This window comes from Trinickia sp. Z7 (genome assembly GCF_056498045.1).
Map to the genome: position 1 here is coordinate 500,563 of NZ_JAUEQW010000002.1, position 20,870 is coordinate 521,432.

A 20,870-nucleotide genomic window follows, 5' to 3' on the forward strand; every position below is an offset into this window, starting at 1 on the left:
TCTTTACTCCGCAGCCTTCTTGATGGCGTGGCCCGCATCGGTCATGTCCTGACCGAACCCGGCAACCGTGTTGCAGCCCGCGAGGCCCAGCAAGGCGCCGGCAAGCGCAATCGATGCGGCGCGACGCCAGAACGTCCAAGCTTTCATAGCCTCACCCCAACTTGCGAATGTCGACGAAATGGCCTTCGATCGCTGCAGCCGCAGCCATCGCGGGGCTCACCAGGTGAGTGCGGCCGCCCGCGCCTTGACGCCCTTCGAAATTGCGATTCGACGTGGAAGCGCAACGCTCGCCCGGATCGAGCCGGTCGGCATTCATCGCGAGGCACATCGAACAACCGGGCTCGCGCCATTCGAAGCCGGCTGCGACGAAAATCTTGTCGAGCCCTTCGCGTTCGGCCTGCGCCTTCACGAGCCCCGAACCCGGCACCACCATCGCCAGCCGGATATTCGGCGCGACGCGGCGGCCGAGCTTCTTCACCACGTACGCGGCGGCGCGGATGTCCTCGATGCGGGCATTCGTGCATGAACCGATGAACACCTTGTCGAGTTTGATCGCCTCCATCGGCAGGTTCGGCTCGAGCGCCATGTACTGCAGCGCACGCTCCATCGCGTCGCGCTTGACCGGATCTTTCTCTCGTTCGGGATCGGGTACCCGGCCGTCTATCGCCGTCACCATCTCGGGCGACGTGCCCCAGGTGACTTGGGGCACGATGTGCGCCGCGTCGATCTCGACCACCCGGTCGAAATGCGCGCCCGGATCCGAGACGAACGTGCGCCAATATTCGACGGCGTGATCCCATTCGACGCCATGCGGCGAATACGGCCGGCCCTTCAGGTAGTCGATGGTCGTATCGTCGACGGCAACCATGCCTGCGCGTGCGCCTGCTTCGATCGCCATATTGCAGACGGTCATGCGGCCTTCCATCGACAGCGAGCGAATGGTCGAGCCGCCGAATTCGATTGCGTAGCCCGTACCGCCGGCCGTGCCGATCTTGCCGATCACTGCGAGCACGACGTCCTTGGCCGTGCAGCCGCGCGGCAACGGACCCTCGATCTTGACGAGCATGTTCTTGCTCTTCTTTTGCAAGAGGGTTTGCGTGGCGAGCACGTGCTCGACCTCCGACGTGCCGATGCCGTGCGCGAGCGCGCCGAACGCGCCGTGCGTCGACGTATGCGAATCACCGCACACGATCGTCATGCCGGGCAGCGTGGCGCCCTGCTCGGGACCGATGATATGAACGATGCCTTGGCGCATGTCGTTCATTTTGAATTGCGTGATGCCGTAGGCGTCGCAGTTGGTATCGAGCGTATCGACTTGCAGCTTCGATATGGGATCGGCGATCCCGTGGCTGCGATCGGTCGTCGGCACGTTATGGTCCGACACCGCCAGGTTTGCGCTCACGCGCCACAGCGGGCGCTCGTTGAGCTTGAGGCCTTCGAACGCTTGCGGGCTCGTGACTTCGTGCAGCAAATGACGATCGATGTAGAGCAACGTCGTGCCGTCTTCTTCGGTATGGACGACGTGCGAGTCCCACAACTTGTCGTAGAGAGTCTTTGACATGGTATGCGCGGTAATCGTGGCAACGGGCAATCCCGGTGCGCTCGATTATGCCACGCCGCCTCCCGCCGCGACACCGGCGCCATCGGAAAAAGCGATAAAAAACAGTGGGTTGGGTGGTAGTTCCAGTACCAGGTTCCTGTCTTCCCGGGTAGGCCCGCGCAGCGATTAGGGTGATCGCTCACTGAAGTTTTTCGTGCCCCTGACCGATATACGGGTAAGGAACCACAGTGCGACCGGGCGGCCGGTGCATCCCTTTGCGCGTCTTACATGCTCGGTGCTCTTCCGCGCCCTTAGTTCTATCCGATGAAATTCGCCCCCTTTTTCGACATCGCCGGCCTCGCGATGAGGTGGTGGCAGCGGCATACGCATGCGGCCAGCCGACTGCCGCTCACCGTTGCGCTGGTGCTGGCGGGCGTCGGCATGTTCGCCGTCGGCACGGGATATACGCTGCTGTGGAGAGCGCACGTCGACGAAGTCAGACTCCGCGCAGCGCTCATACGCAATGAGATCGATTCCCTCCAAACCATCTACCTGCGCGCCAATGCGGACTTTCTGGAAGGATTCGGCACCGCTCGCCAGTCGTCCTTCGCATGGCCGATCACGCGCGTGGGCGCCGCCGTCGGCTCATTCCAGCGATTGGAGCAAGGCTATGCCAACAGCCCGCGAGATCTGGCGACGGTGCACCTCTTGCGTGAGGAAACCGCGCGCTGGGCATGGCAGTTGGCAGAGATTTCCGTCAACGCTCGCCTGGAAGGCGGACGCGCGTCAGTGGACAGCGCGCGGCTGCTCGATGCGAACCGGTTGCTAGATCAGATCGTCGGGCAGCTCACCACCCTCAGAGAAACGCAAACTGCGATCCTGCACGCCAGCTCCGAAAGCGCCAACCGTCACATGGAAATCGAGGGGATCGTGCTCGCGCTCAGTGCGCTCGTAGCCTGCTCCCTGCTCAGCTATGCGTTCATCGCCCACTATCGCGAAGGCCTCGCGCGGCAACGCGCGCGCGTCATCGCCGAGGAACACGAACGGCGTTTCCGTGAATATTTCGAGCATCATCCGCTGCCGATGTTGATCTTCGACGTGGACACACTGCAGGTCATCACAGCGAACCGGGCGGCAGCAGCGCAATACGGCACGCCTCTGGACGAACTTTGCACACGCGACATGGCGTCGCTCTATGCGCAAGCCGACATGTCGGCATTTCACCGCGATCTGGGCAACATACTTTCAGCGGGCACATCGAGCGGAGCGGCCGGCATATGCCGTCACCGGCGAGCAGATGGAACGCCGGTGTACGTCGATCTCTCGTATCACTTCCTCACCTACGCCAAACGTAAGGCGTGCTTCATCACCGCCATCGACGTGACCGAGCGCAAGCGCGCCGAACTCGCGCTGCGACTGCGTAGCCGTGCGCTGGACGCCATCGGCAATGGCGTCTTGATCAGCCGCGCCTCCGAGGAAGGCGAGGTGATCGAATACGCCAACCCTGCCTTTGAAAAAATAACGGGCTACGCGCTTTCTGAAATGATCGGCCAGGACTATGCATCGTTGTGCAGGGGACGCAGCGAACGCGAGTTGCTTCCGCAAATTCGCGCCACGCTAGCGAAGCGAAGCGACTCGACCGTGTTGCTGCAGAGCCGGCGCGCAAACGGCGTGCCGTTCTGGAATCAGATGGACACGGCATCGGTATCCGATGAGCGCGGTACGCTTGCCTATCACATCGCGGTGGTCAGCGATTTGACGGAGCTCATCGACTCGCGCGACCGGGTCGTCATGCAAGCGCGCCGAGACGCCCTGACCGACTTGCCGAACCGGCTGACGTTGCGAGAGCTGGTGGACCAGGCGATCAAAGAGCAACGCGAGTTCGCTTTGCTCTTCATGGACCTCGATCGCTTCAAGGATGTCAACGACAGTCTCGGTCACGGCGCCGGCGACCGGCTCTTACGCAAGGTTGCGGAGCGCCTGTCCGCTTGTCTCGGCGCGGACAGCGTCGTTACGCGCTATGGGGGCGACGAGTTCGTGGCGATGCTCGGGCGGCCGCACGAAGAAAGCAGGCTGGCCGCGTTGCTCGAGCGCGTCACGAACGCGTTCGACGCGCCCGTCTCCATCGACGACACTCAGTTGCGCGTGCAGATGAGCATCGGCATAGCGTGCTATCCGGCGGACGGCGCCGACGCCGAGACGCTTCTCAAGCACGCCGATCTTGCGATGTACGAGGTCAAAGCGCGAGGCCGCAACGGCATCGAGCGCTTCAAACGGAATCTCGCCGACGTGGCAGATCAGCGCATCGCGCTACTGCGCCGGTTGCGCGAGGCCGTCGAGCGCAACGCGTTCGAGCTCGTCTATCAGCCGCAGATCGACGTGCGCGAGCACCGTCCGTGCGGCGTCGAGGCGCTGATCCGGTGGTGCGACCCGGTGATCGGCGCGGTGGGCCCGTCCACTTTCATTCCGCTTGCCGAAGAAAACGGGATGATCGAGCAAATGGGCGAATGGGTCCTCCATACTGCTTGTGCGCAAGCCAAACACTGGGCGCGCATTTATCCGCAACTGCGCATGTCCGTCAACGTTTCGCCCAGTCAGCTCGCACGCGCAGATTTTTGCGACGTCGTGCGACGCGCGCTCGCCGCCTCGCAACTCGCGAGCCACCACCTCGAGCTCGAGATTACGGAAAGTGCGTTGGTGGTTCCCGGTGCGCTTCCGGCGCTGCACGCGCTCAACCAGATGGGTCTATCGATCGCAATCGACGACTTCGGGATCGGCTATTCGAGCTTGTCGTATCTGCGCACGTTCCACGCCGATCGCCTCAAGATCGATATGTCGTTCGTCCGCGGAATCGGTGTCAATCGCACGGACGAGGCGATCATCCGCGCCGTCCTGGCGCTCGCGCGAAACCTCGATTTCGACATCGTGGCGGAAGGCGTCGAAAGCGCGGACCAACTGGCGTTCCTCAGGACGAGCGGCTGCCATGTGATGCAGGGCTACTATTTCGCCAAGCCGCTGCCTGCCGCGGAGATTCCGGCCTACTTCGCGAGGTTCGAGGCCTCATCGCCGAGCGCATACGCGGCAGCGGCGAACGCAAGCGCTCGATGATCCGCGCAGCCCGCGCTCCACTCGGGCGAGCGAGGCGAGACGCGCAGTCGACGCGGCGGTGTTTAGGCGTTGGCGTTGGCGTTGGCGTTGGCGTTGGCGTTGGCCTTGGCGTTACAGATCGAAGTTGGTGGGCATCAGCACGATGTCGCGGATCGTGACGCCGCGCCGCCGCGTCAACATGAAGAGGATGGCCGACGCGACCTCGTCGGCTTCGATCAGGCTGCCCGAGTCTTTCGCCTCTTTGAGCTTTTCCTCCGGCCAGTCGGCAAGCAATGCGCTAATGACGGGGCCGGGCGAGACCGCGCCGACGCGTATGCCATGTTTGAAAACCTGACGACGCACCGTTTGCACGAAACAGTTGATCGCCCATTTCGACGAAGCGTAGACGGGCTCCCACGGCGTCGGGAAATGCGCGGCCAGCGAACTCGTCACGATGATGTCGCCGGTGCGCCTCTCGATCATATGCGGCAGGACGTCATGGACGTTCTTCATCACGACGTTGATATTCAGGTGCAGCATGCGGTCGATCGCCTCGGTCTGCGCATCGACCAAATCGCCGCCGACATAGGTTCCCGCATTGGCATGCAGGATGTCGATTTGCCCCGCCATTTCCAGGGCGCGGGGCACGAGTGCAGCGCATGCTTTCGGATCGAGCAGATCGATCACGAGCGGCATCGCGGCTTCGCCGCGCTCACCGCACAGCGAAGCCAACGCGGCTTGGTCGCGATCGGCCAGCACGACGCGCGCGCCGGCCGATAACATGGCATCGGCGCTCGCGCGCCCAATTCCCGAAGCTGCGCCCGTCACGACAGCGACTTTTCCCTGCAGTTCTCCTGACATCGTCTCCGCCTCTTTTGGTTGGTCGTCGTCGCCGGCTCGATCGAGCAGCGGTGATGGGTGGACAGCCCCAATGACGAATGATGAAACGGCGCGTGCACGCGATAGCCCACGTCTGCGATTCGTTCGGCCGCATTGCCGCGGTTCCTGAGGATCGCGGCCACGCCGGCTGAGTGACCGCATGGCTTGCGCGGCGTCAGCCGCTTCTCTTCTCAATGGGAGCAGTCACAAGATCAATCGATCATTTGCTCTATCACCGAGCAGATGATCGTAGGTAGCGAACGACTTGTCAAGACACGGGCCAGATTGAAGCCGCATTTCGCTTGACGCATCGCACACGAAAAAAGGGGGCGTGGATGACCGCGCCCCTTTTGCTCCCGCTCGAGCCGGCCTTAAGATCGTTGAGCGATCCTACCTAGGCCGGTTCGCCCAACTTCAATTGTTGTATTGCCATGTGCTCGTGTAGTAACGACCGTCGGCTTGCCAGCCGACTTGCACTTGTGCGGCGGATTCAGCCGCACCATTGGTAGTCGACGTCAATTGATCCACATAACCGGCGATGATCGACGAATACGCCGTTCCGTTGATAGTCGGCGAGGCCGTATTCATCATGCCGTAGGGCTGCTTCTGGTATGTCTGCAGACCATTGGCGAATATTCCGGCGCCCTGCGAATTGACCTGCACCCAGGTGTTCGGATACGACAAGTTTGCCGAGGGCACCGACCAATCGATCGTGGCCGATGACCGCGCCGTCGAAGCCGCAGTCATCGCGCCCGCACCGCCCGGGGTCAACAAATTAGCGATGACGTCGCTGCCCAGCGTCGGCCAAGGCACCGTTGCACCGCTTGCCGCGCTCGCATTCTGGGCGATGTTGAGCACCTTCTGAGGCGTGCCGATTTGGTTGCCCGCATAGTCGAACAGCGTGACCGTGTAGACACCGAACTGCGTAATGGCCGAGACGTCGGTGGCGGCCGGAGCATAGTCGGGCGTCGTCGGCACGGACACGGTCTGCCCTGCGGATAGCGCTTGCCAGGACCACTTGTATTGATCGCTCATACCGGCATCCACCCATGCCGGGGACAACCCCGGCTGCACATTGGGCGGTGCCGAAACGGTCTTGAGCGGAAACGTCAGATAAGGCCCAAAGCCAGCCAGCGGTCCCACCATGTAGGTGCCGTTAGCCGGTAAGCCGGGACCCTGGACCAGCGCCGACCCAACGCCTGTCGGCGTATTGTTGACGGTCACCGATGTAGGGATCTGAATCGCCAAGCCCGCCTCGTAGCGACCATTGCTTGCATCCGCGCTGTCGACATATTGCACGCGGCCGACGAACGAAGCGACGTAAGCGGCGTACTGGGCTTGATTGCCGATGACGTCCCAGCGGCCACTAGGCAGTTGCTGAACGATGTCGCTCGCGAAGTTCTGTTTTCCGTCGGGCTGCGAGATGAGGAAGTACACGAGTGCGGCAGGGTTGGAGATGCTCGGCAGCGTCCCCTTCGGCAAGAAGGCTACCGTCTTTACCCCCTGCAGCGTCGTGCCCTTGGAAAACAGCGAGTGCCGGTGCGCGAAGTCCATCCCGTTGTTGAGATAGTTCGCATCGAGCGCGCTAGCGCATGCCGTGCTCGCACCGGTAGTCGACCCGCCTTGCACGTCGGCCATGCATTGCGACATTGAAGTCACGAGCGAGGCAAGATAGTTCGCAGGCAACGAAGGCGTCACGAGCGGCGTCGAAACCGTGGTGTTCGAGTTCAATTGAATCGGCGCGTTCGGATCGGCAATGCTGACAAGCTGCAAGCCTCTCCCTGCCGCCGAAGGCGAAACCGAAATGGAATCGATAACCGCATCCACGCCTGTCTGATCCGGTGTGAACGTAACGCCTATCGGATCGAACGATGACGGCGAAAGGCCGTTGGCGGCGAGGATCGAGGACAACGCGGAATTGAGCTTGGCGATTGCGGCCGTCACCGCCGACGACGTCACCGTGGAGGAAACGCCCGACTGAATCAGCGAGAGCGGATTGCCGTCCGCAGCGAGCAGCGCGGCGACTGCCGTCGTCAATGGCGTCACATTGACGGTCAATGCGGCGCCACTACGAGTGGAAGCGTTTGCGACCACCGAATAGAGGGTAGTGGATACGCCTGACGGCACAGTGGCCGTAACGACGAACGGTGCGGTCAGCCCCGCGAGCGAAACGGTGTAGCTTCCGTTGGTGTTAGACGTCGCGCTGGCGGTGTTGCCGTTGGCATCGATGACGGTGATAGTGGCGCCGGACAGGGCGTTGCCCACCGCGACCGTTCCCGACATCGTGCTCGCGTTTGCAACAGTCGACCCGGTGGCGGCCGAGCTGGAACTCGATCCGCCGCCCCCGCAGGCGGATAAGACGACGGCCATCGTGGCACAAAGAGTGAACTTCAGAAACCCCGAGCTACGCATGTTCTTCAATTTATTTTCCTCGTCAGATATGATCCCATGAAAGGGATTCGAAATTTGTTATTCGAATAGCTGAAGACAGAGTCATTGGGTTCGCCGATGTCGGCAAAGTCCAATATCGTCATTCATTCATCGAGTTTTTGAGTCTTGGCTTGGAACGCCAGCTGCTTCAAGCCGCGAAAAAGATTACGCGAAGCGTTCATCGCGGGCAATGGCAAATGGCAAAAAAAATGGCCTGCGGTATCGGGCCCGTGAGCGATATATGCGCTCCGGATGGGCTATTCAGCAGACGCAAATTTAACGTCTGCCAACGAAACGCGAGCAATACGGGACACTTTGGAAAAAGCAAACGTTTTCGATTACAAATTCGAGAATCGGTACGGCATTCACGTTAGCGGCGCGAATACTAATAGGGCTGCGCAAACGCTACCGCCATGCGCAAAACGAGAATCAATGGAGCCGCGCACAACCCGCACAATCGGCTGAAACCATTGCACTCTCAAGCGTTGCCGCGCAACGACGTCAGCGCTTGCGAGCGGTCGCCTCTCTCGAGCGCCGGCTGCAACGGTTCGCCGGATACCCGCAGCGCAAATGCCGTTGCAACCGTGCTCGCATAGACATTCAATGCCGTGCGGCCCATATCGAAGAACGCATCGATGCCGAGAATCAGCAGGACGGCTTCCGCAGGTAGGCCGATGGCCGCGAGGATGACCGTGATCGCCACGACCGCCCCTGACGGCACGTTGGCGGCGCCGTCGATCATGATCGTCGTCAACACGACAATCGTGAACACGAGAGGCCAATTCCACGTCAAGTGATAGACGTCGGCCAGATACCCGACGGCCAACGCGGTATAGAGCACCGCGCCGTCGCGATTGAAAATGTACGACAGCGGCAGAATCGTCGATGCGATAGGCTGCGGCACGCCCATCTCCGTCAATTTCTTCAAATGCAATGGAAACGTGATTTCCGACGAACGCGTTGTGAACGCGAGAATCAGCGGCTCGCTCACGTGTTTCACCACCGCTAGCGCCGAAAGCCCCGTCGCCTTGACGATCAGCGTCAGTAAGATCGCAAGAATCGCCATGCCAAGGTATGCAACGCCCAGCAGCTTGAGCAACGGCGTCAACGCGGACATGCCCTTGAACGCAAGCAAACCGGCGAGCGTCGCAAAAATGGCGACCGGCGAAAATGCGACGATCCACTCGGTCAACTTGAACAGCGCGGCGAGCATCGAATCGAGCACCGCCACGAGCGGCCCCGCCTTGTCTTGCACGGCAGCCAACGCGGAGCCGAGCAAAACGCCGAACACCAGCACGGGGACCGAATTGCCGGCGGCCAGCGCCGAGACCACGTTAGCCGGTACGAGATCCACCACGAACTGCATCCAATCGACGCCGCTTGCCAGATTCTTCGGCATCGAGGCGGTCTCGGTCATGCTCGCGCCCACGCCCGGGTGAAACAGAAAATTGAGCCCGAGGCCGAGCGCGGCCGCGACGAACGTCGCCACGATGAAAAATGCGATGCTGAGCGCCGCGGTGCGCCCAAGACGGCCGCGCTGCACGCCGGCGCGGAAGGTGCCGACCGTGACCGAGAGCAGGATCAACGGCATGACGACCATCTTTATCGCGTGGGCGAAGATGGCCGAGAGGAACGACAGCTTCGTTGCAATAGCCGGCGCTAGCATGCCGAACAACGCACCGAGCACGAGCCCCGCGACCATCTGCACGGGAATGGAAAGAATCCCTTTACGCTGGTTTGCCATGTTGGCCTCGGATGAGTTTGATTCTGGCGTCGGTGCCATCGAGAATGTGATTCCACATGTGCCGACGTGCCGCTTCCGGCTCTCTCGCTTGAACGGACGCATAAATGCCGAGGTGCTCCAACGTGCCACGCCGCACCGTCGCGGCATCATCCCGATGCAACTCGTTGAGGGCGAGCCCTGTCTGGGCGCGCAACATTCTGTAGGTGGTGTAAAGCCGATCGTTTTTCGCGGCAGCGAACAACTCTTGATGAAAGACCCACCCGATTCGCTGCTCCGTCATCAGATCCGACGCCCCTTCGTCGACAATGCGGCGCAATTGCTGCGCCGCAGCCGCCAAGCCGTCGGTCGCCCCGCTCACCGCCGCCAAATAGGCCGCCGTGCTCTCCAGCGCAAGCCTGACTTCGAATATCTCGCGTAAGTCGATTTTGGTCGGGGCCGTGACGTACGTGCCTTTGCGAGGAATGACCTCGACCAGCCCTTCCACCACGAGGCGCTGAATTGCTGAGCGCACAGGCATATGGCCAAGCATCAACTCGTCGGCCATATTGCGCGGCGAGACGCGATGCCCGGGCGCAAGACGCCCATCGAGAATTCGAGAACGGATCTGCGTATAGGCCGTTTGGGTATCGGATTGACGGTCTGCCGCCATCTGAGATCTCGACTGGTTCGTTATTTCCGGAAAATTCGTCCGTCGACCAAGACGGTTACACACTTGCACGAGGGAATGGGCCAGATATTCCCGGGAGTATAAACGACTCTCGATTCCGGTAATGCTGCGTGCAACCGAGCGCGTATCCCGAGGCGCTAAATTCCATATGATGCTGCGCAATCCCGGGCGCCTTCGGCGGCTGTATGCTAGACAAGACAGTCTTACGCGTTCGAATCTATGTGTAAAACATTAGAAAGATTCGCATATAACCGACACTGCGGATTCGCTATGCCCGATAGCCCCTCGCTCTTTTCCATACGCGCCGTATCCGTGGAGCACGTTATCCCGGTGCGGCGCTCGATCCTGCTCAACGACCCATCCAACCCGTGCCGTTTCCGTGGCGACGAAGAACCGACAACGTTGCACGTTGCCGTCTATGACCAGGAACGCATCATCGCCATCGCAACCACGTGTGCGGAACCGTTGCCCGGATCGCTAAGCGATTCGACTTGGCGCTTACGCGCTGTCGCTGTCGAGCCCAACGCGAGAAGGTTCGGATTCGGCCGCATCTTGATCAAGCTGTGCCTCGACCATGCACACAGGCACGGCGGCAGGCTCGCTTGGTGTACGGCACGGGAATCAGCCCGCGGGTTCTACGAGGCCCTCGGCTTCACCTCTTCGTCTCCCCCTTTTACATTGCCATCCAGAGGCGACCTGCTGTTCTACGAAATGCATTATGTATTGCCTGGTAACCCGATTATCGACGTCGAATAAACAGGCAAACCTACTCGAACGGACACCGGCACGCTGCCGCTCGGGTCACCCGACACGACCAGTCATAGCGCGGACGGGCGACAGCCGCACGCATTGGATCGCTTGTCATTACGTGTGTTGTCATCCTGATACTGCGCATGCGCCGGCTCGCGCGCTCATGCCACCAGTGCCGCCAGTTGACGGGTGGTGCGCGGTTCGAGCTCGCGCGCCTCCTTCGCTAAATTGACTTGCTTGGTCGACTTCGCGATCTCGATGAGATCAACGCTAATGGAATAGTCCCCACGGCTCATGAGCCACGCGAGCACGTCCGAAAGGTGCCACACCGACGGATTGCCTTCGTGCACGGGAAGCGGGAACTGCGATGCGTGCGTGAGCATCAGCTTGCGCATGTTTTGGCGTGTGACACCGGCGACATCGGCAACATCTGTGAGCCCTACGAAATCGGGACCCGCCTCGACGAGTCGGGCCGATGCGATCGCGCGTTTGACATCGCTCAGCGCCGTATAGATAGCCGACCAGGCGTCGGTACTTTCACGCGTGAACGCAAGTGCGATTCGCCCCGGCTGTCCGATGCCGACCGTGGCGTCGTCGCAACCTGCCTCAAAAAGGCGTTCGACGATTTCCTCGTGATCCGTCTCGTCATCGGCCAACTGGAATTTGAGCGTAAAAGTGTATTTCATTGGCACTCCTAAGTAATTGAAGCTTCACGCGACGTCAAAGCGCCGATCCATTGCGCCACGGTGCAGTGATCGACTATGCGCTTCAAGTCCTTCGCATGGTTGGCTGCGCAGCGCGGGGTACTCCACACACTGGTGATGCAGAATTCTCCGCAGCGACAGTCGGCATCGTTGTACGGGCAAAGCATTCTTCCCCATGCATGTCCGTTTCCCTTCTTGGGCTGGACGCGCCAGCCGCGAGCCTCGGCATACACGAGTGCTGCTTCGATTTCCTTCTTCGGATGTGGTCTTTGCATTCGTCAACGCGGCAAGAATACCGCTCGCTGGTTTAGTTGTCAATCGACAACCTTGGGTTGATCGACGAATGAAGCGTACCGGGTAAGCGAGCCGAGCGTGAGTACGCCAAATGGCTAATCCGGCGACGCATAGCGACGCGTTGAAAAAGAAAGCCCCGACGGGGCGACCCGTCGAGGCTTTATCGATCCATGCCGGCTCGTCGAGCCGGCGCAGCCGCGTGTGCGGTTAGGCGCGTTGGCCGATAGGCTTGGCCTCGCGCGGCGTCTCGCCGATGAACAACTGACGCGGACGGCCGATTTTCTGCTCGGCTTCCGAAATCATCTCGTTCCATTGAGCGATCCAGCCAACGGTACGCGCCATCGCGAAAATGCAGGTGAACATCGACGTCGGGATCCCGAGCGCGCGCTGCACGATACCCGAGTAGAAGTCGACGTTCGGATAGAGCTTGCGCGACACGAAGTATTCGTCTTCAAGAGCGATCTTTTCGAGCTGCATCGCGAGCTTGAACAGCGGATCATCGTGCAAGCCCAGCTCCTCGAGCACTTCATGGCACGTTTCGCGCATGAGCTTCGCGCGCGGATCGTAGTTCTTGTAGACGCGGTGGCCGAAGCCCATGAGCTTCACGCCCGAGTTCTTATCCTTCACTTGCTTGATGAACTCGGAGATGTTGTCGGGCGAACCGATTTGCTCGAGCATGTTCAGCGCAGCCTCGTTCGCACCGCCATGCGCCGGCCCCCACAGACAAGCGATACCCGCGGCGATGCAAGCGAACGGATTGGCGCCCGAGGACCCGGCCAGACGAACCGTCGAGGTCGAAGCGTTTTGCTCGTGATCGGCATGCAAAATCAAGATGCGATCGAGCGCGCGCACGAGCACGTCGTTGATCTTGTACTCTTCACACGGATTGGAGAACATCATGCGCATGAAATTCGCGCTGTAGGACAGATCGTTCTTCGGGTAGACGAACGGCTGGCCAATGCTGTACTTGTACGCCATCGCGACCAGCGTCGGCAGTTTCGCAATCATGCGAATGGCCGAGACATCGCGGTGATGCGGATCGTTGATGTTCAACGAATCGTGATAAAACGCCGACAATGCACCGACCGACGCCACCAGGATCGACATCGGGTGCGAATCGCGACGGAAACCGCGGAAGAAGAACTGCATTTGCTCATGCACCATCGTGTGGCGCGTGACCGTGCCCACGAATTCCGCTTTCTGCTTGGCGTTGGGTAGTTCGCCCTTGAGCAGCAGGTAGCACGTCTCGAGGAAGTCCGCGTTTTGCGCGAGATTGTCGATCGGGTAGCCTCGGTAGAGCAGTTCGCCCTTATCCCCATCGATATACGTGATGGCGGAGTTGCACGACGCCGTCGACATGAAGCCGGGGTCGTACGTGAACTTGCCGGTTTGGCCGTACAGCTTGCGGATGTCGATTACGTCGGGACCCAGTGTGCCCTTGTAGATCGGCAGTTCGACGCTCGGCGAATTGTCGCTGAATGAGAGCGTGGCTTTAACATCTGACGGAGTCATAGCATCCTCAATCGAAGTTGGAACGGGTTTCCGATCATGCGCGCGCGGCGCGTCCAGCAATGCGGCGCTCAAACGGCGCGCAACAGCCCCAGCACCCGGACGATGTCCGGGTCGGAAAGGTCGCCTTCCGGTTCCTTGCGAGCGAGAAGCAAGTCCATCAGGTCATTGTCGCCCAGCTCGAACAGACGAGTGAGCGCGCCCACGTCGTCATCGCTGAGGCTTTCCTCGTATCGGCTGAAAAAACGCTCGAAGATCAAGTCGTTTTCCAGCAGCCCCCGCCGGGAGCGCCAACGAAGGCGCGCGCGGCGAAGCGGGTCGGACTGATGCGAGGCATCAGTATGCGCCACGCCGCGCCCCGACGCGCCAATCGCATCGTCGGGAGCCGGCGCGTACAGCGAACGCGGAAGATCCAGTCTCATCTCAGACCGCGCGGCGAACCATCAATTCCTTGATCTTGCCGATCGCCTTCGTCGGATTGAGGCCCTTCGGGCACACATCGACGCAGTTCATGATCGTATGGCAACGGAACAGACGGTACGGGTCCTCGAGATTGTCCAAACGCTCGCCGGTGGCTTGGTCGCGGCTGTCGGCAATGAATCGGTACGCCTGCAGCAATCCTGCCGGACCGACGAACTTGTCCGGGTTCCACCAGAAGCTGGGGCAGGACGTCGAGCAGCTCGCGCAGAGAATGCACTCGTACAGGCCGTCCAGTTCGTCGCGCTCTTGCGGGGACTGCAAGCGCTCCTTCTCAGGCGGCGGCGTGTCGTTGATCAGGTACGGCTTGATCGAGTGGTACTGATTGAAGAATTGCGTGAAATCGCAAATCAGATCGCGCACCACGGGCAGCCCCGGCAACGGACGCAGCACGATCTTTTGCGGCAGATCGTTCAGATTCGTCAAGCAGGCGAGGCCGTTCTTGCCGTTGATGTTCATCGCGTCGGAGCCGCATACGCCCTCGCGGCACGAGCGACGGAACGACAGCGTCTCGTCCAGCGCCTTCAGCTTGATGAGCGCGTCGAGCAGCATGCGGTCGCCGACCCCGATTTCGAGGTCGTACGTTTGCATGCGCGGCGCAGCGTCCTTGTCCGGGTCGTAGCGGTAGATTTCGAAAGTACGTGTTGCCATTTCGCGTGTGTCCTTTGATTGCGCCGGCTTAGAAGGTACGGGCCTTCGGCGGCACGGATTCGACCGTCAACGGGTTCATATGCACGGGCTTGTAATCAAGGCGATCGCCTTCGCTGAACCACAGCGTGTGGCGCAGCCAATTGACGTCGTCGCGTTCCTCGTAGTCGCTCTGAGCATGCGCGCCGCGGCTTTCTTTGCGCGCTTCGGCCGAAACCATCGTCGCACGAGCCACTTCGATCAAGTTCGCGAGTTCGAGCGCTTCGACGCGGGCCGTGTTGAACACCTTCGACTTGTCCTTCAAATGAACGTGATCCACGCGCTCGGCGACTTCCTTGATCTTCTCGACCCCTTCGGCAAGCAGCTTGGAGGTGCGGAACACGCCGGCATGCGCCTGCATCGTCGAACGAATATCACCCGCAATGGCTTGCGTGTATTCACCCGAGGTCGATTTGTCGAGCTTGTCCAAGCGCGACAGCGCCAGATCGGCGGCGTCGGCCGGCAACGGCTTGTGTTCCTTGATTTCCTTGACGTGCTTGACGATGTGGTTGCCCGCCGCGCGGCCGAAGACGACCAAGTCGAGCAGCGAGTTCGTCCCCAGGCGGTTCGCGCCGTGCACCGAGACGCACGAGCATTCGCCGACGGCATAAAAGCCATTGACGACTTCCTCGTGGCCGCGCAGCGTGCCCACCACTTGGCCGTGGATGTTGGTCGGGATGCCGCCCATTTGGTAATGGATGGTCGGCACGACCGGGATCGGCTCCTTGATGCAATCGACGTTCGCAAACTTCAGCGCGATTTCGCGAATCGACGGCAGACGCTTCATGATCGTCTCGGCGCCGATATGCGACAGGTCGAGCAACACGTGGTCCTTGTTCGGACCCACGCCGCGGCCTTCCTTGATTTCCTGATCCATCGAGCGCGACACGAAGTCGCGCGGCGCCAGATCCTTCAGCGTGGGTGCGTAGCGCTCCATGAAGCGCTCGCCGTTCGAATTGCGCAAGATGCCGCCTTCGCCACGCACGCCTTCCGTGATCAGCACGCCCGCGCCGGCCACGCCCGTGGGGTGGAACTGCCAGAACTCCATGTCCTGCAGCGCAATGCCCGAACGCGCGGCCATGCCCAGACCGTCGCCCGTGTTGATGAACGCGTTGGTCGACGCCGCGAAGATGCGGCCCGCGCCGCCCGTGGCGAACAGCGTGCACTTGCCTTCGAGGATGTAGACGTCGCCCGTCTCCATTTCGAGCGCCGTCACGCCGAGCACGTCGCCGTCCGCATCGCGGATCAGATCGAGCGCCATCCATTCGACGAAGAATTGCGTCTTCGCCGCGACGTTTTGCTGATAAAGCGTATGCAACAGCGCGTGGCCGGTGCGATCCGCCGCCGCGCAAGCGCGCTGGACCGGCTTCTCGCCGTAGTTGGCCGTGTGACCGCCGAAGGGGCGCTGGTAGATCGTGCCGTCGGCGTTGCGATCGAACGGCATGCCGAAGTGCTCGAGCTCATAGACGGCATTGGGCGCCTCCCGGCACATGAACTCGATCGCGTCTTGGTCGCCGAGCCAGTCCGAGCCCTTGATGGTGTCGTAGAAGTGGAAGTGCCAGTTGTCTTCGCTCATGTTGCCGAGCGATGCGCCGATGCCGCCTTGCGCGGCGACCGTGTGCGACCGCGTGGGGAACACCTTCGAGAGCACGCACACGGACAACCCGGCCCGTGCGAGCTGCAGCGATGCGCGCATCCCCGAACCACCCGCGCCGACGATGACCACGTCGAAGCGGCGACGCGGCAGAGAATTCTTGATTGCAACCATTCTTTACACTCTCCAGAGAATCTGCGCAGCGTAGCCCGCGCATGCGAGCAGCCAGACGATCGTCAGCGCTTGCAGCACCAGCCGGGTGCCGACGGGCTTCACATAGTCCATCCAGATGTCGCGCACGCCCACCCACGCGTGGTAGAAAAGCGAGAGCAACGTGACGAACGTCGCGAGCTTCATCCATTGAGTGGCGAAAATCGAGGCCCACCCGTCGTAGGAGAAATCTTGCGCGCCGAAGAACCAGACGAGCAGGATGACGGTGTAGATGGCCATGATCGCGGCCGTGAGACGTTGCGCGAGCCAGTCGCGCATGCCGTAGTGCGCGCCGACGACGAGGCGCTTCGAGCCGATTCGGTTGTTGGCTGCCATTTTTCTTAGAAAGCTCCGAATAGTTTGAGCGCGAAGGCGATCGTCAGAACCGACGACACCACGAAGACGATCACGGAAGTGCGTTTGCCGCCTTCCTTGGACACGGCGTCATGATTCGTGTCCATCACCAGATGACGGATACCGGCGCAGAAGTGGAACAGGAACGCCCACGCCAGCACGAGCGTGATGAGCTTGACGACGATGTTGGAGAGAAAGCCCTTGAAGACTTCGAAGCTGAGTTCGGAGGTGAGGCTTTGACTGAAGAGGTAAAGCAGAAACGGAAGGAACAAGAAGAGAAGCGCGCCGCTGACCCGATGCAGGATCGATACTCGCCCCGCTAACGGTAGACGGTACGCCGTCAAGATTTGCCCCACACCGATGTTCCGGTACTCCGGTCTCGGTTTTTTTACGGCTTCTGCCATGCTAGACCCCTACTATGTAGTCACACTAACCCGCGATTTTAGCGCCTTTTCATTCCGCGGCGCAGCGAAACCCGGATAACACCGTTGCATTGCGTGCAACGAACGCGCACATTCCCACTCGGTCCGGCGCCGTCTGCGCGGCGCGCAAACCCGCATCAGCTCAAGTCGTTTTGATAGTAGTACCCGGTTGTGACATACCAACCACGGCGCACTTCGACAGGCCGATCTCCGTAGGTATAGGACACGCGCTCCACGGATAACAGTGGAAATGCAGCAGGCACGCCGAGCAACTCGGCTACAGCCGGCTCGGCCGCCACCGCGCGGATCTTCTCGGACGCCCGAATCATGCGGGTGCCGAACTCCGCTTCGAACATCGCATACAGCGGTCCCTTGTATTCGCTCAGGCGCTCGAGCGTCAGCCCGCGGAACACGGCGCCCGGCAACCAGATCTCGTCGAGCACCGTCGTCACGCCGTCGAACTGCAGCAACCGTTTGATCAGGACGACAGGGTCGGCCGGCTTCAAATCCAACTGACGCGCGATCTCGGCCGGCGCCCGCAAGCGCCGGCATTCCAGCAGCTTGCTGATGTGGGGATGCTCCGCGCCGTCCTCGGCCAGTAGCCGCAAGAAGCGAAACTGGGCGCGGTCCTCGTTGTGCGTCGCAACGAACGTGCCCTTGCCCTGGCGGCGCACGAGCAGGTTCTCGGCCGCGAGTTCGTCGATCGCCTTTCTCACGGTGCCCTGGCTGACCTTATAGCGCACGGCCAACTCGACTTCGCTGGGAATGATCTCGCCCGGCTTCCATTCGCCCGACTCCAGGCTTTGCGTGATCAACCCCTTGATTTGCTGATACAGTGGGCTGAACGTAGGCGAAGCCCCGCCCGCGGCCGGGCCGTCGCCGCTCTGGCCGTTCGGGTTGCTAGCGCTTGCCTGGTTCGGATTCATCCGCGCATTTCAACACAAAGGGCGCGCACCCGTCCAGGTCTTCATCGCAAATTCATATGTCTTATATAAGACATAAGATACGGTTGACTTTGCCCAGCCTCACTCCTACACTCCGTCGCGGGCACGGGCCGAGTGTCTTGGGACACTACGCCTACACGCTTTGCTTAACGCGCATAAAATAGCGCTTTTCCCTAGCGTAGTCGCACCAAAACGCACCAACGCATCCCTGGAGAGTTCAATGGCTAAGTCCGCAAAGCGCGTTGCCGTCACCGGCGCCGCAGGTCAAATCGGTTACTCGCTGCTGTTTCGTATCGCCAACGGCGATCTGCTCGGCAAGGACCAGCCCGTCATCCTGCAACTGCTCGACCTCCCGCAAGCGCAAGGCGCGGTCAAGGGCGTCGTCATGGAGCTCGAAGACTGCGCTTTCCCGCTGCTCGCGGGCGTGGTCGTGACGGACGATCCGAAGGTCGCATTCAAGGATGCCGACGTCGCGCTGCTGGTGGGCGCGCGCCCGCGCTCGAAGGGCATGGAGCGCAAGGATCTGCTTTCCGCCAACGCCGAGATCTTCACGGTTCAAGGGCGTGCGCTCAATGAAGTCGCGAGCCGCGACGTGAAGGTGCTCGTCGTCGGCAATCCGGCGAACACGAATGCCTACATCGCCATGAAGTCGGCGCCGGATCTGCCGAAGAAGAACTTCACGGCCATGTTGCGCCTGGACCACAACCGCGCGCTGTCGCAACTCGCCGCGAAATCGGGCAAGCCCGTTGCCTCGATCGAAAAGCTCGCCGTGTGGGGCAATCACTCGCCGACGATGTACCCCGATTTCCGTTTCGCCACGGCCGAAGGCCAATCGCTGACGAAGCTCATCAGCGACGACGAATGGAACCGCAACGTGTTCATCCCGACCGTCGGCAAGCGCGGTGCGGCGATCATCGAAGCCCGCGGCCTGTCCTCGGCCGCATCGGCTGCCAATGCGGCAATCGACCACGTGCGCGACTGGGTGTTGGGCACGAACGGCAAGTGGGTCACGATGGGCATCCCGTCGGACGGCTCGTACGGCATCCCTGAAGACATCGTCTACGGCGTGCCCGTCGTCTGCGAAAACGGCGAATACAAGCGTGTGGAAGGCCTCGAGATCGACGCCTTCTCCCGCGAGAAGATGGACTTCACGCTGAAAGAGCTGCTCGAAGAGCGCGACGGCGTGCAACATCTGCTCGGCTGATCGCCGCGCCCGGCATGCCCGCACGAGCGGGCATGCCGCGCGAGAGCCCGGCGCCGCGTCCCGCGTCATTTTCACGCAGGCCACCGGCGCCGGACTTTCGTCCGGATTCGCGCGCGCTTTGCGACAATTGGTCGCTTCGCATGCGGTACGAAGCAGAGCGCGTTCGAATCCGTTTTCTCGTAACGATTGAAGCTGCCGACGCCGACGATGCGCGCCCTCACTCCCGCGGAAGTGCTGTTCGATGGCGAAGCGCCGCCCGCGCTCTTGCCCGTATGCGATCACTATGCGGGCAGCGAAAAGCTGATGCTCAAATCGCTTGCGCTGCAGGTGCAACTCGGGCCCGTTTTCGACGTGACGCTCGATTGCGAAGACGGCGCAGCGGTCGGCCATGAAGCCGAGCACGCCGAACTCGTTGCCTCGCTCATAGGCGGCGAGCACGATCGCTTCGGGCGCGTGGGCGTGCGCATTCACGATTTCACCCATCCGCACTGGCGCGACGACGTTCGGCTCATCCTGCGCGCGGCCAAGCGCGCGCCGGCGTACGTTGCGCTTCCGAAGGTGCGCAACGTGGCCGATGCCGCCGAGATGTGCGCCTTCATCGAAGCCACGCGCCGCGAGTTCGGGATCGAGAAGCCGGTTCCCACCCAGCTTCTGATCGAAACCCACGGTGCGCTCGCCGATGTTTTCCGGCTCGCATCGCTGCCGACCGTCGAAGCGCTCTCGTTCGGCTTGATGGATTTCGTATCCGCGCACGATGGCGCGATTCCCGATTCGGCGATGCGCTCGCCGGGGCAGTTCGACCATCCGCTCGTGCGGCGCGCCAAGCTCGAAATCGCCGCGGCTTGCCACGCGCACCGCCGCGTCCCCTCGCACAACGTCAGCACGGAAATCCGCGACATGTCGGTCGTGGCCGCCGATGCGGCACGCGCGCGCGACGAGTTCGGCTACACCCGCATGTGGAGCATTCATCCGGCACAAGTTCCTGTCATCGTCGGCGCGTTCGCGCCGCGTGACGAGGCGATCGCCGCCGCCGCCGAGATTCTGCTTGCGGCTCGCGCCGCGCAATGGGGCCCCACGCGCCACGGCGATACACTGCATGATCGCGCGAGCTACCGTTTCTATTGGTCGGTGCTGCGCCGAGCACGCGCGACCGGCCGGCCGCTGCCGCCCGAGACCGAGCCCCTTTTCAACACTCAGGTTAGCCCCCCGGGGACATCATGACTGCACAACCCTCAGCCGTCGGTTCCGCCGGCGCGGCATTTCGCGCCGCCGTTGCCCAAGAGCAGCCCTTGCAAGTCGTCGGCGCGATCACCGCTTATGCGGCCAAGATGGCGCAAGCCACCGGCTTCAAAGCCGTCTACCTCTCCGGCGGCG

At 61.5% G+C, this 20,870-nt stretch carries 19 protein-coding genes and 1 pseudogene; 5 read left to right on the plus strand and 15 right to left on the minus strand.

Going from position 1 to position 20,870, the window contains the following annotated elements; genetic code table 11:
* Positions 1–3: 3 nt before the first annotated feature.
* Together QQS38_RS06310 and leuC are read right to left on the minus strand one after the other, a co-directional pair.
* Positions 4–147, minus strand: a complete 144-nt coding sequence (locus QQS38_RS06310) for an entericidin A/B family lipoprotein (RefSeq protein WP_479644506.1) — start codon at positions 145–147, stop codon at positions 4–6.
* Positions 148–151: 4 nt separating this feature from the next.
* A complete protein-coding gene (gene leuC / locus QQS38_RS06315) occupies positions 152–1,561 on the minus strand; it encodes a 3-isopropylmalate dehydratase large subunit (RefSeq protein ID WP_479644507.1) in 1,410 nt (469 codons plus the stop codon).
* A gap of 303 nt (positions 1,562–1,864) precedes the next feature.
* Between leuC and QQS38_RS06320 the strand changes: the two genes are divergently transcribed.
* Positions 1,865–4,648 carry a putative bifunctional diguanylate cyclase/phosphodiesterase gene (locus QQS38_RS06320; RefSeq protein ID WP_479644508.1) on the plus strand — a complete coding sequence of 928 codons (2,784 nt, stop codon included), beginning with the start codon at positions 1,865–1,867 and terminating at the stop codon, positions 4,646–4,648.
* A 111-nt stretch (positions 4,649–4,759) separates the two neighbouring features.
* On the opposite strand, the gene QQS38_RS06325 is transcribed toward QQS38_RS06320, so the two are convergent.
* The 4 genes from QQS38_RS06325 to QQS38_RS06340 all read right to left on the minus strand — a co-directional run bounded on the left by QQS38_RS06325 (position 4,760) and on the right by QQS38_RS06340 (position 10,329).
* Entirely contained in the window at positions 4,760–5,488 is a 729-nt protein-coding gene (locus QQS38_RS06325) for an SDR family oxidoreductase (RefSeq protein WP_479644509.1), read from the minus strand.
* A 432-nt stretch (positions 5,489–5,920) separates the two neighbouring features.
* Positions 5,921–7,789 (minus strand): carboxypeptidase-like regulatory domain-containing protein, encoded by a 1,869-nt coding sequence (locus QQS38_RS06330; protein ID WP_479644510.1) that lies wholly within the window; start codon positions 7,787–7,789, stop codon positions 5,921–5,923.
* Positions 7,790–8,414: 625 nt separating this feature from the next.
* Positions 8,415–9,680 carry a dicarboxylate/amino acid:cation symporter gene (locus QQS38_RS06335; protein ID WP_479644511.1) on the minus strand — a complete coding sequence of 422 codons (1,266 nt, stop codon included), beginning with the start codon at positions 9,678–9,680 and terminating at the stop codon, positions 8,415–8,417.
* Entirely contained in the window at positions 9,664–10,329 is a 666-nt protein-coding gene (locus QQS38_RS06340; protein ID WP_479644512.1) for a GntR family transcriptional regulator, read from the minus strand. Before QQS38_RS06340 ends, QQS38_RS06335 begins: the two co-directional genes overlap by 17 nt.
* Positions 10,330–10,617: 288 nt before the next feature.
* On the opposite strand from QQS38_RS06340, the gene QQS38_RS06345 reads away from it, so the two are divergent.
* Positions 10,618–11,103 carry a GNAT family N-acetyltransferase gene (locus QQS38_RS06345; RefSeq protein ID WP_479644513.1) on the plus strand — a complete coding sequence of 162 codons (486 nt, stop codon included), beginning with the start codon at positions 10,618–10,620 and terminating at the stop codon, positions 11,101–11,103.
* 155 nt (positions 11,104–11,258) lie between these two features.
* Here the strand turns inward: QQS38_RS06345 and QQS38_RS06350 are convergent, their stop codons facing one another.
* The 9 genes from QQS38_RS06350 to QQS38_RS06390 form a co-directional block, all read right to left on the minus strand.
* Complete coding sequence (locus QQS38_RS06350) at positions 11,259–11,783, minus strand: helix-turn-helix transcriptional regulator (RefSeq protein WP_479644514.1); 525 nt, start codon at positions 11,781–11,783, stop codon at positions 11,259–11,261.
* A gap of 8 nt (positions 11,784–11,791) precedes the next feature.
* Complete coding sequence (locus QQS38_RS06355; protein WP_479644515.1) at positions 11,792–12,076, minus strand: hypothetical protein; 285 nt, start codon at positions 12,074–12,076, stop codon at positions 11,792–11,794.
* 226 nt (positions 12,077–12,302) lie between these two features.
* On the minus strand, positions 12,303–13,607 hold the full coding sequence (gene gltA / locus QQS38_RS06360) for a citrate synthase (protein WP_479644516.1): 1,305 nt from the start codon (positions 13,605–13,607) through the stop codon (positions 12,303–12,305).
* A gap of 68 nt (positions 13,608–13,675) precedes the next feature.
* The gene (locus QQS38_RS06365) at positions 13,676–13,954 is read right to left on the minus strand and encodes an FAD assembly factor SdhE (RefSeq protein WP_479644517.1); all 279 of its coding nucleotides are present in this window, start codon (positions 13,952–13,954) and stop codon (positions 13,676–13,678) included.
* A gap of 73 nt (positions 13,955–14,027) precedes the next feature.
* A complete protein-coding gene (locus QQS38_RS06370; protein ID WP_479644518.1) occupies positions 14,028–14,732 on the minus strand; it encodes a succinate dehydrogenase iron-sulfur subunit in 705 nt (234 codons plus the stop codon).
* Between the two features lie 28 nt (positions 14,733–14,760).
* The gene (gene sdhA, locus QQS38_RS06375; protein ID WP_479644519.1) at positions 14,761–16,536 is read right to left on the minus strand and encodes a succinate dehydrogenase flavoprotein subunit; all 1,776 of its coding nucleotides are present in this window, start codon (positions 16,534–16,536) and stop codon (positions 14,761–14,763) included.
* Positions 16,537–16,539: 3 nt separating this feature from the next.
* Positions 16,540–16,908, minus strand: a complete 369-nt coding sequence (sdhD, locus tag QQS38_RS06380; RefSeq protein WP_479644520.1) for a succinate dehydrogenase, hydrophobic membrane anchor protein — start codon at positions 16,906–16,908, stop codon at positions 16,540–16,542.
* A gap of 5 nt (positions 16,909–16,913) precedes the next feature.
* The gene (sdhC, locus tag QQS38_RS06385) at positions 16,914–17,330 is read right to left on the minus strand and encodes a succinate dehydrogenase, cytochrome b556 subunit (protein ID WP_479644521.1); all 417 of its coding nucleotides are present in this window, start codon (positions 17,328–17,330) and stop codon (positions 16,914–16,916) included.
* A gap of 155 nt (positions 17,331–17,485) precedes the next feature.
* Positions 17,486–18,274: a GntR family transcriptional regulator gene (locus tag QQS38_RS06390; protein WP_277431208.1), complete on the minus strand. Its 789-nt coding sequence runs from the start codon at positions 18,272–18,274 to the stop codon at positions 17,486–17,488.
* A 238-nt stretch (positions 18,275–18,512) separates the two neighbouring features.
* Between QQS38_RS06390 and QQS38_RS06395 the strand changes: the two genes are divergently transcribed.
* The 3 genes and pseudogenes from QQS38_RS06395 to prpB all read left to right on the plus strand — a co-directional run.
* Entirely contained in the window at positions 18,513–19,496 is a 984-nt protein-coding gene (locus tag QQS38_RS06395) for a malate dehydrogenase (protein ID WP_479644522.1), read from the plus strand.
* Between the two features lie 207 nt (positions 19,497–19,703).
* A complete protein-coding gene (locus tag QQS38_RS06400) occupies positions 19,704–20,717 on the plus strand; it encodes an HpcH/HpaI aldolase/citrate lyase family protein (protein WP_479644523.1) in 1,014 nt (337 codons plus the stop codon).
* Positions 20,714–20,870: pseudogene (gene prpB / locus QQS38_RS06405) on the plus strand (methylisocitrate lyase); the annotation flags it as partial. The gene QQS38_RS06400 and the pseudogene prpB, both read left to right, overlap by 4 nt.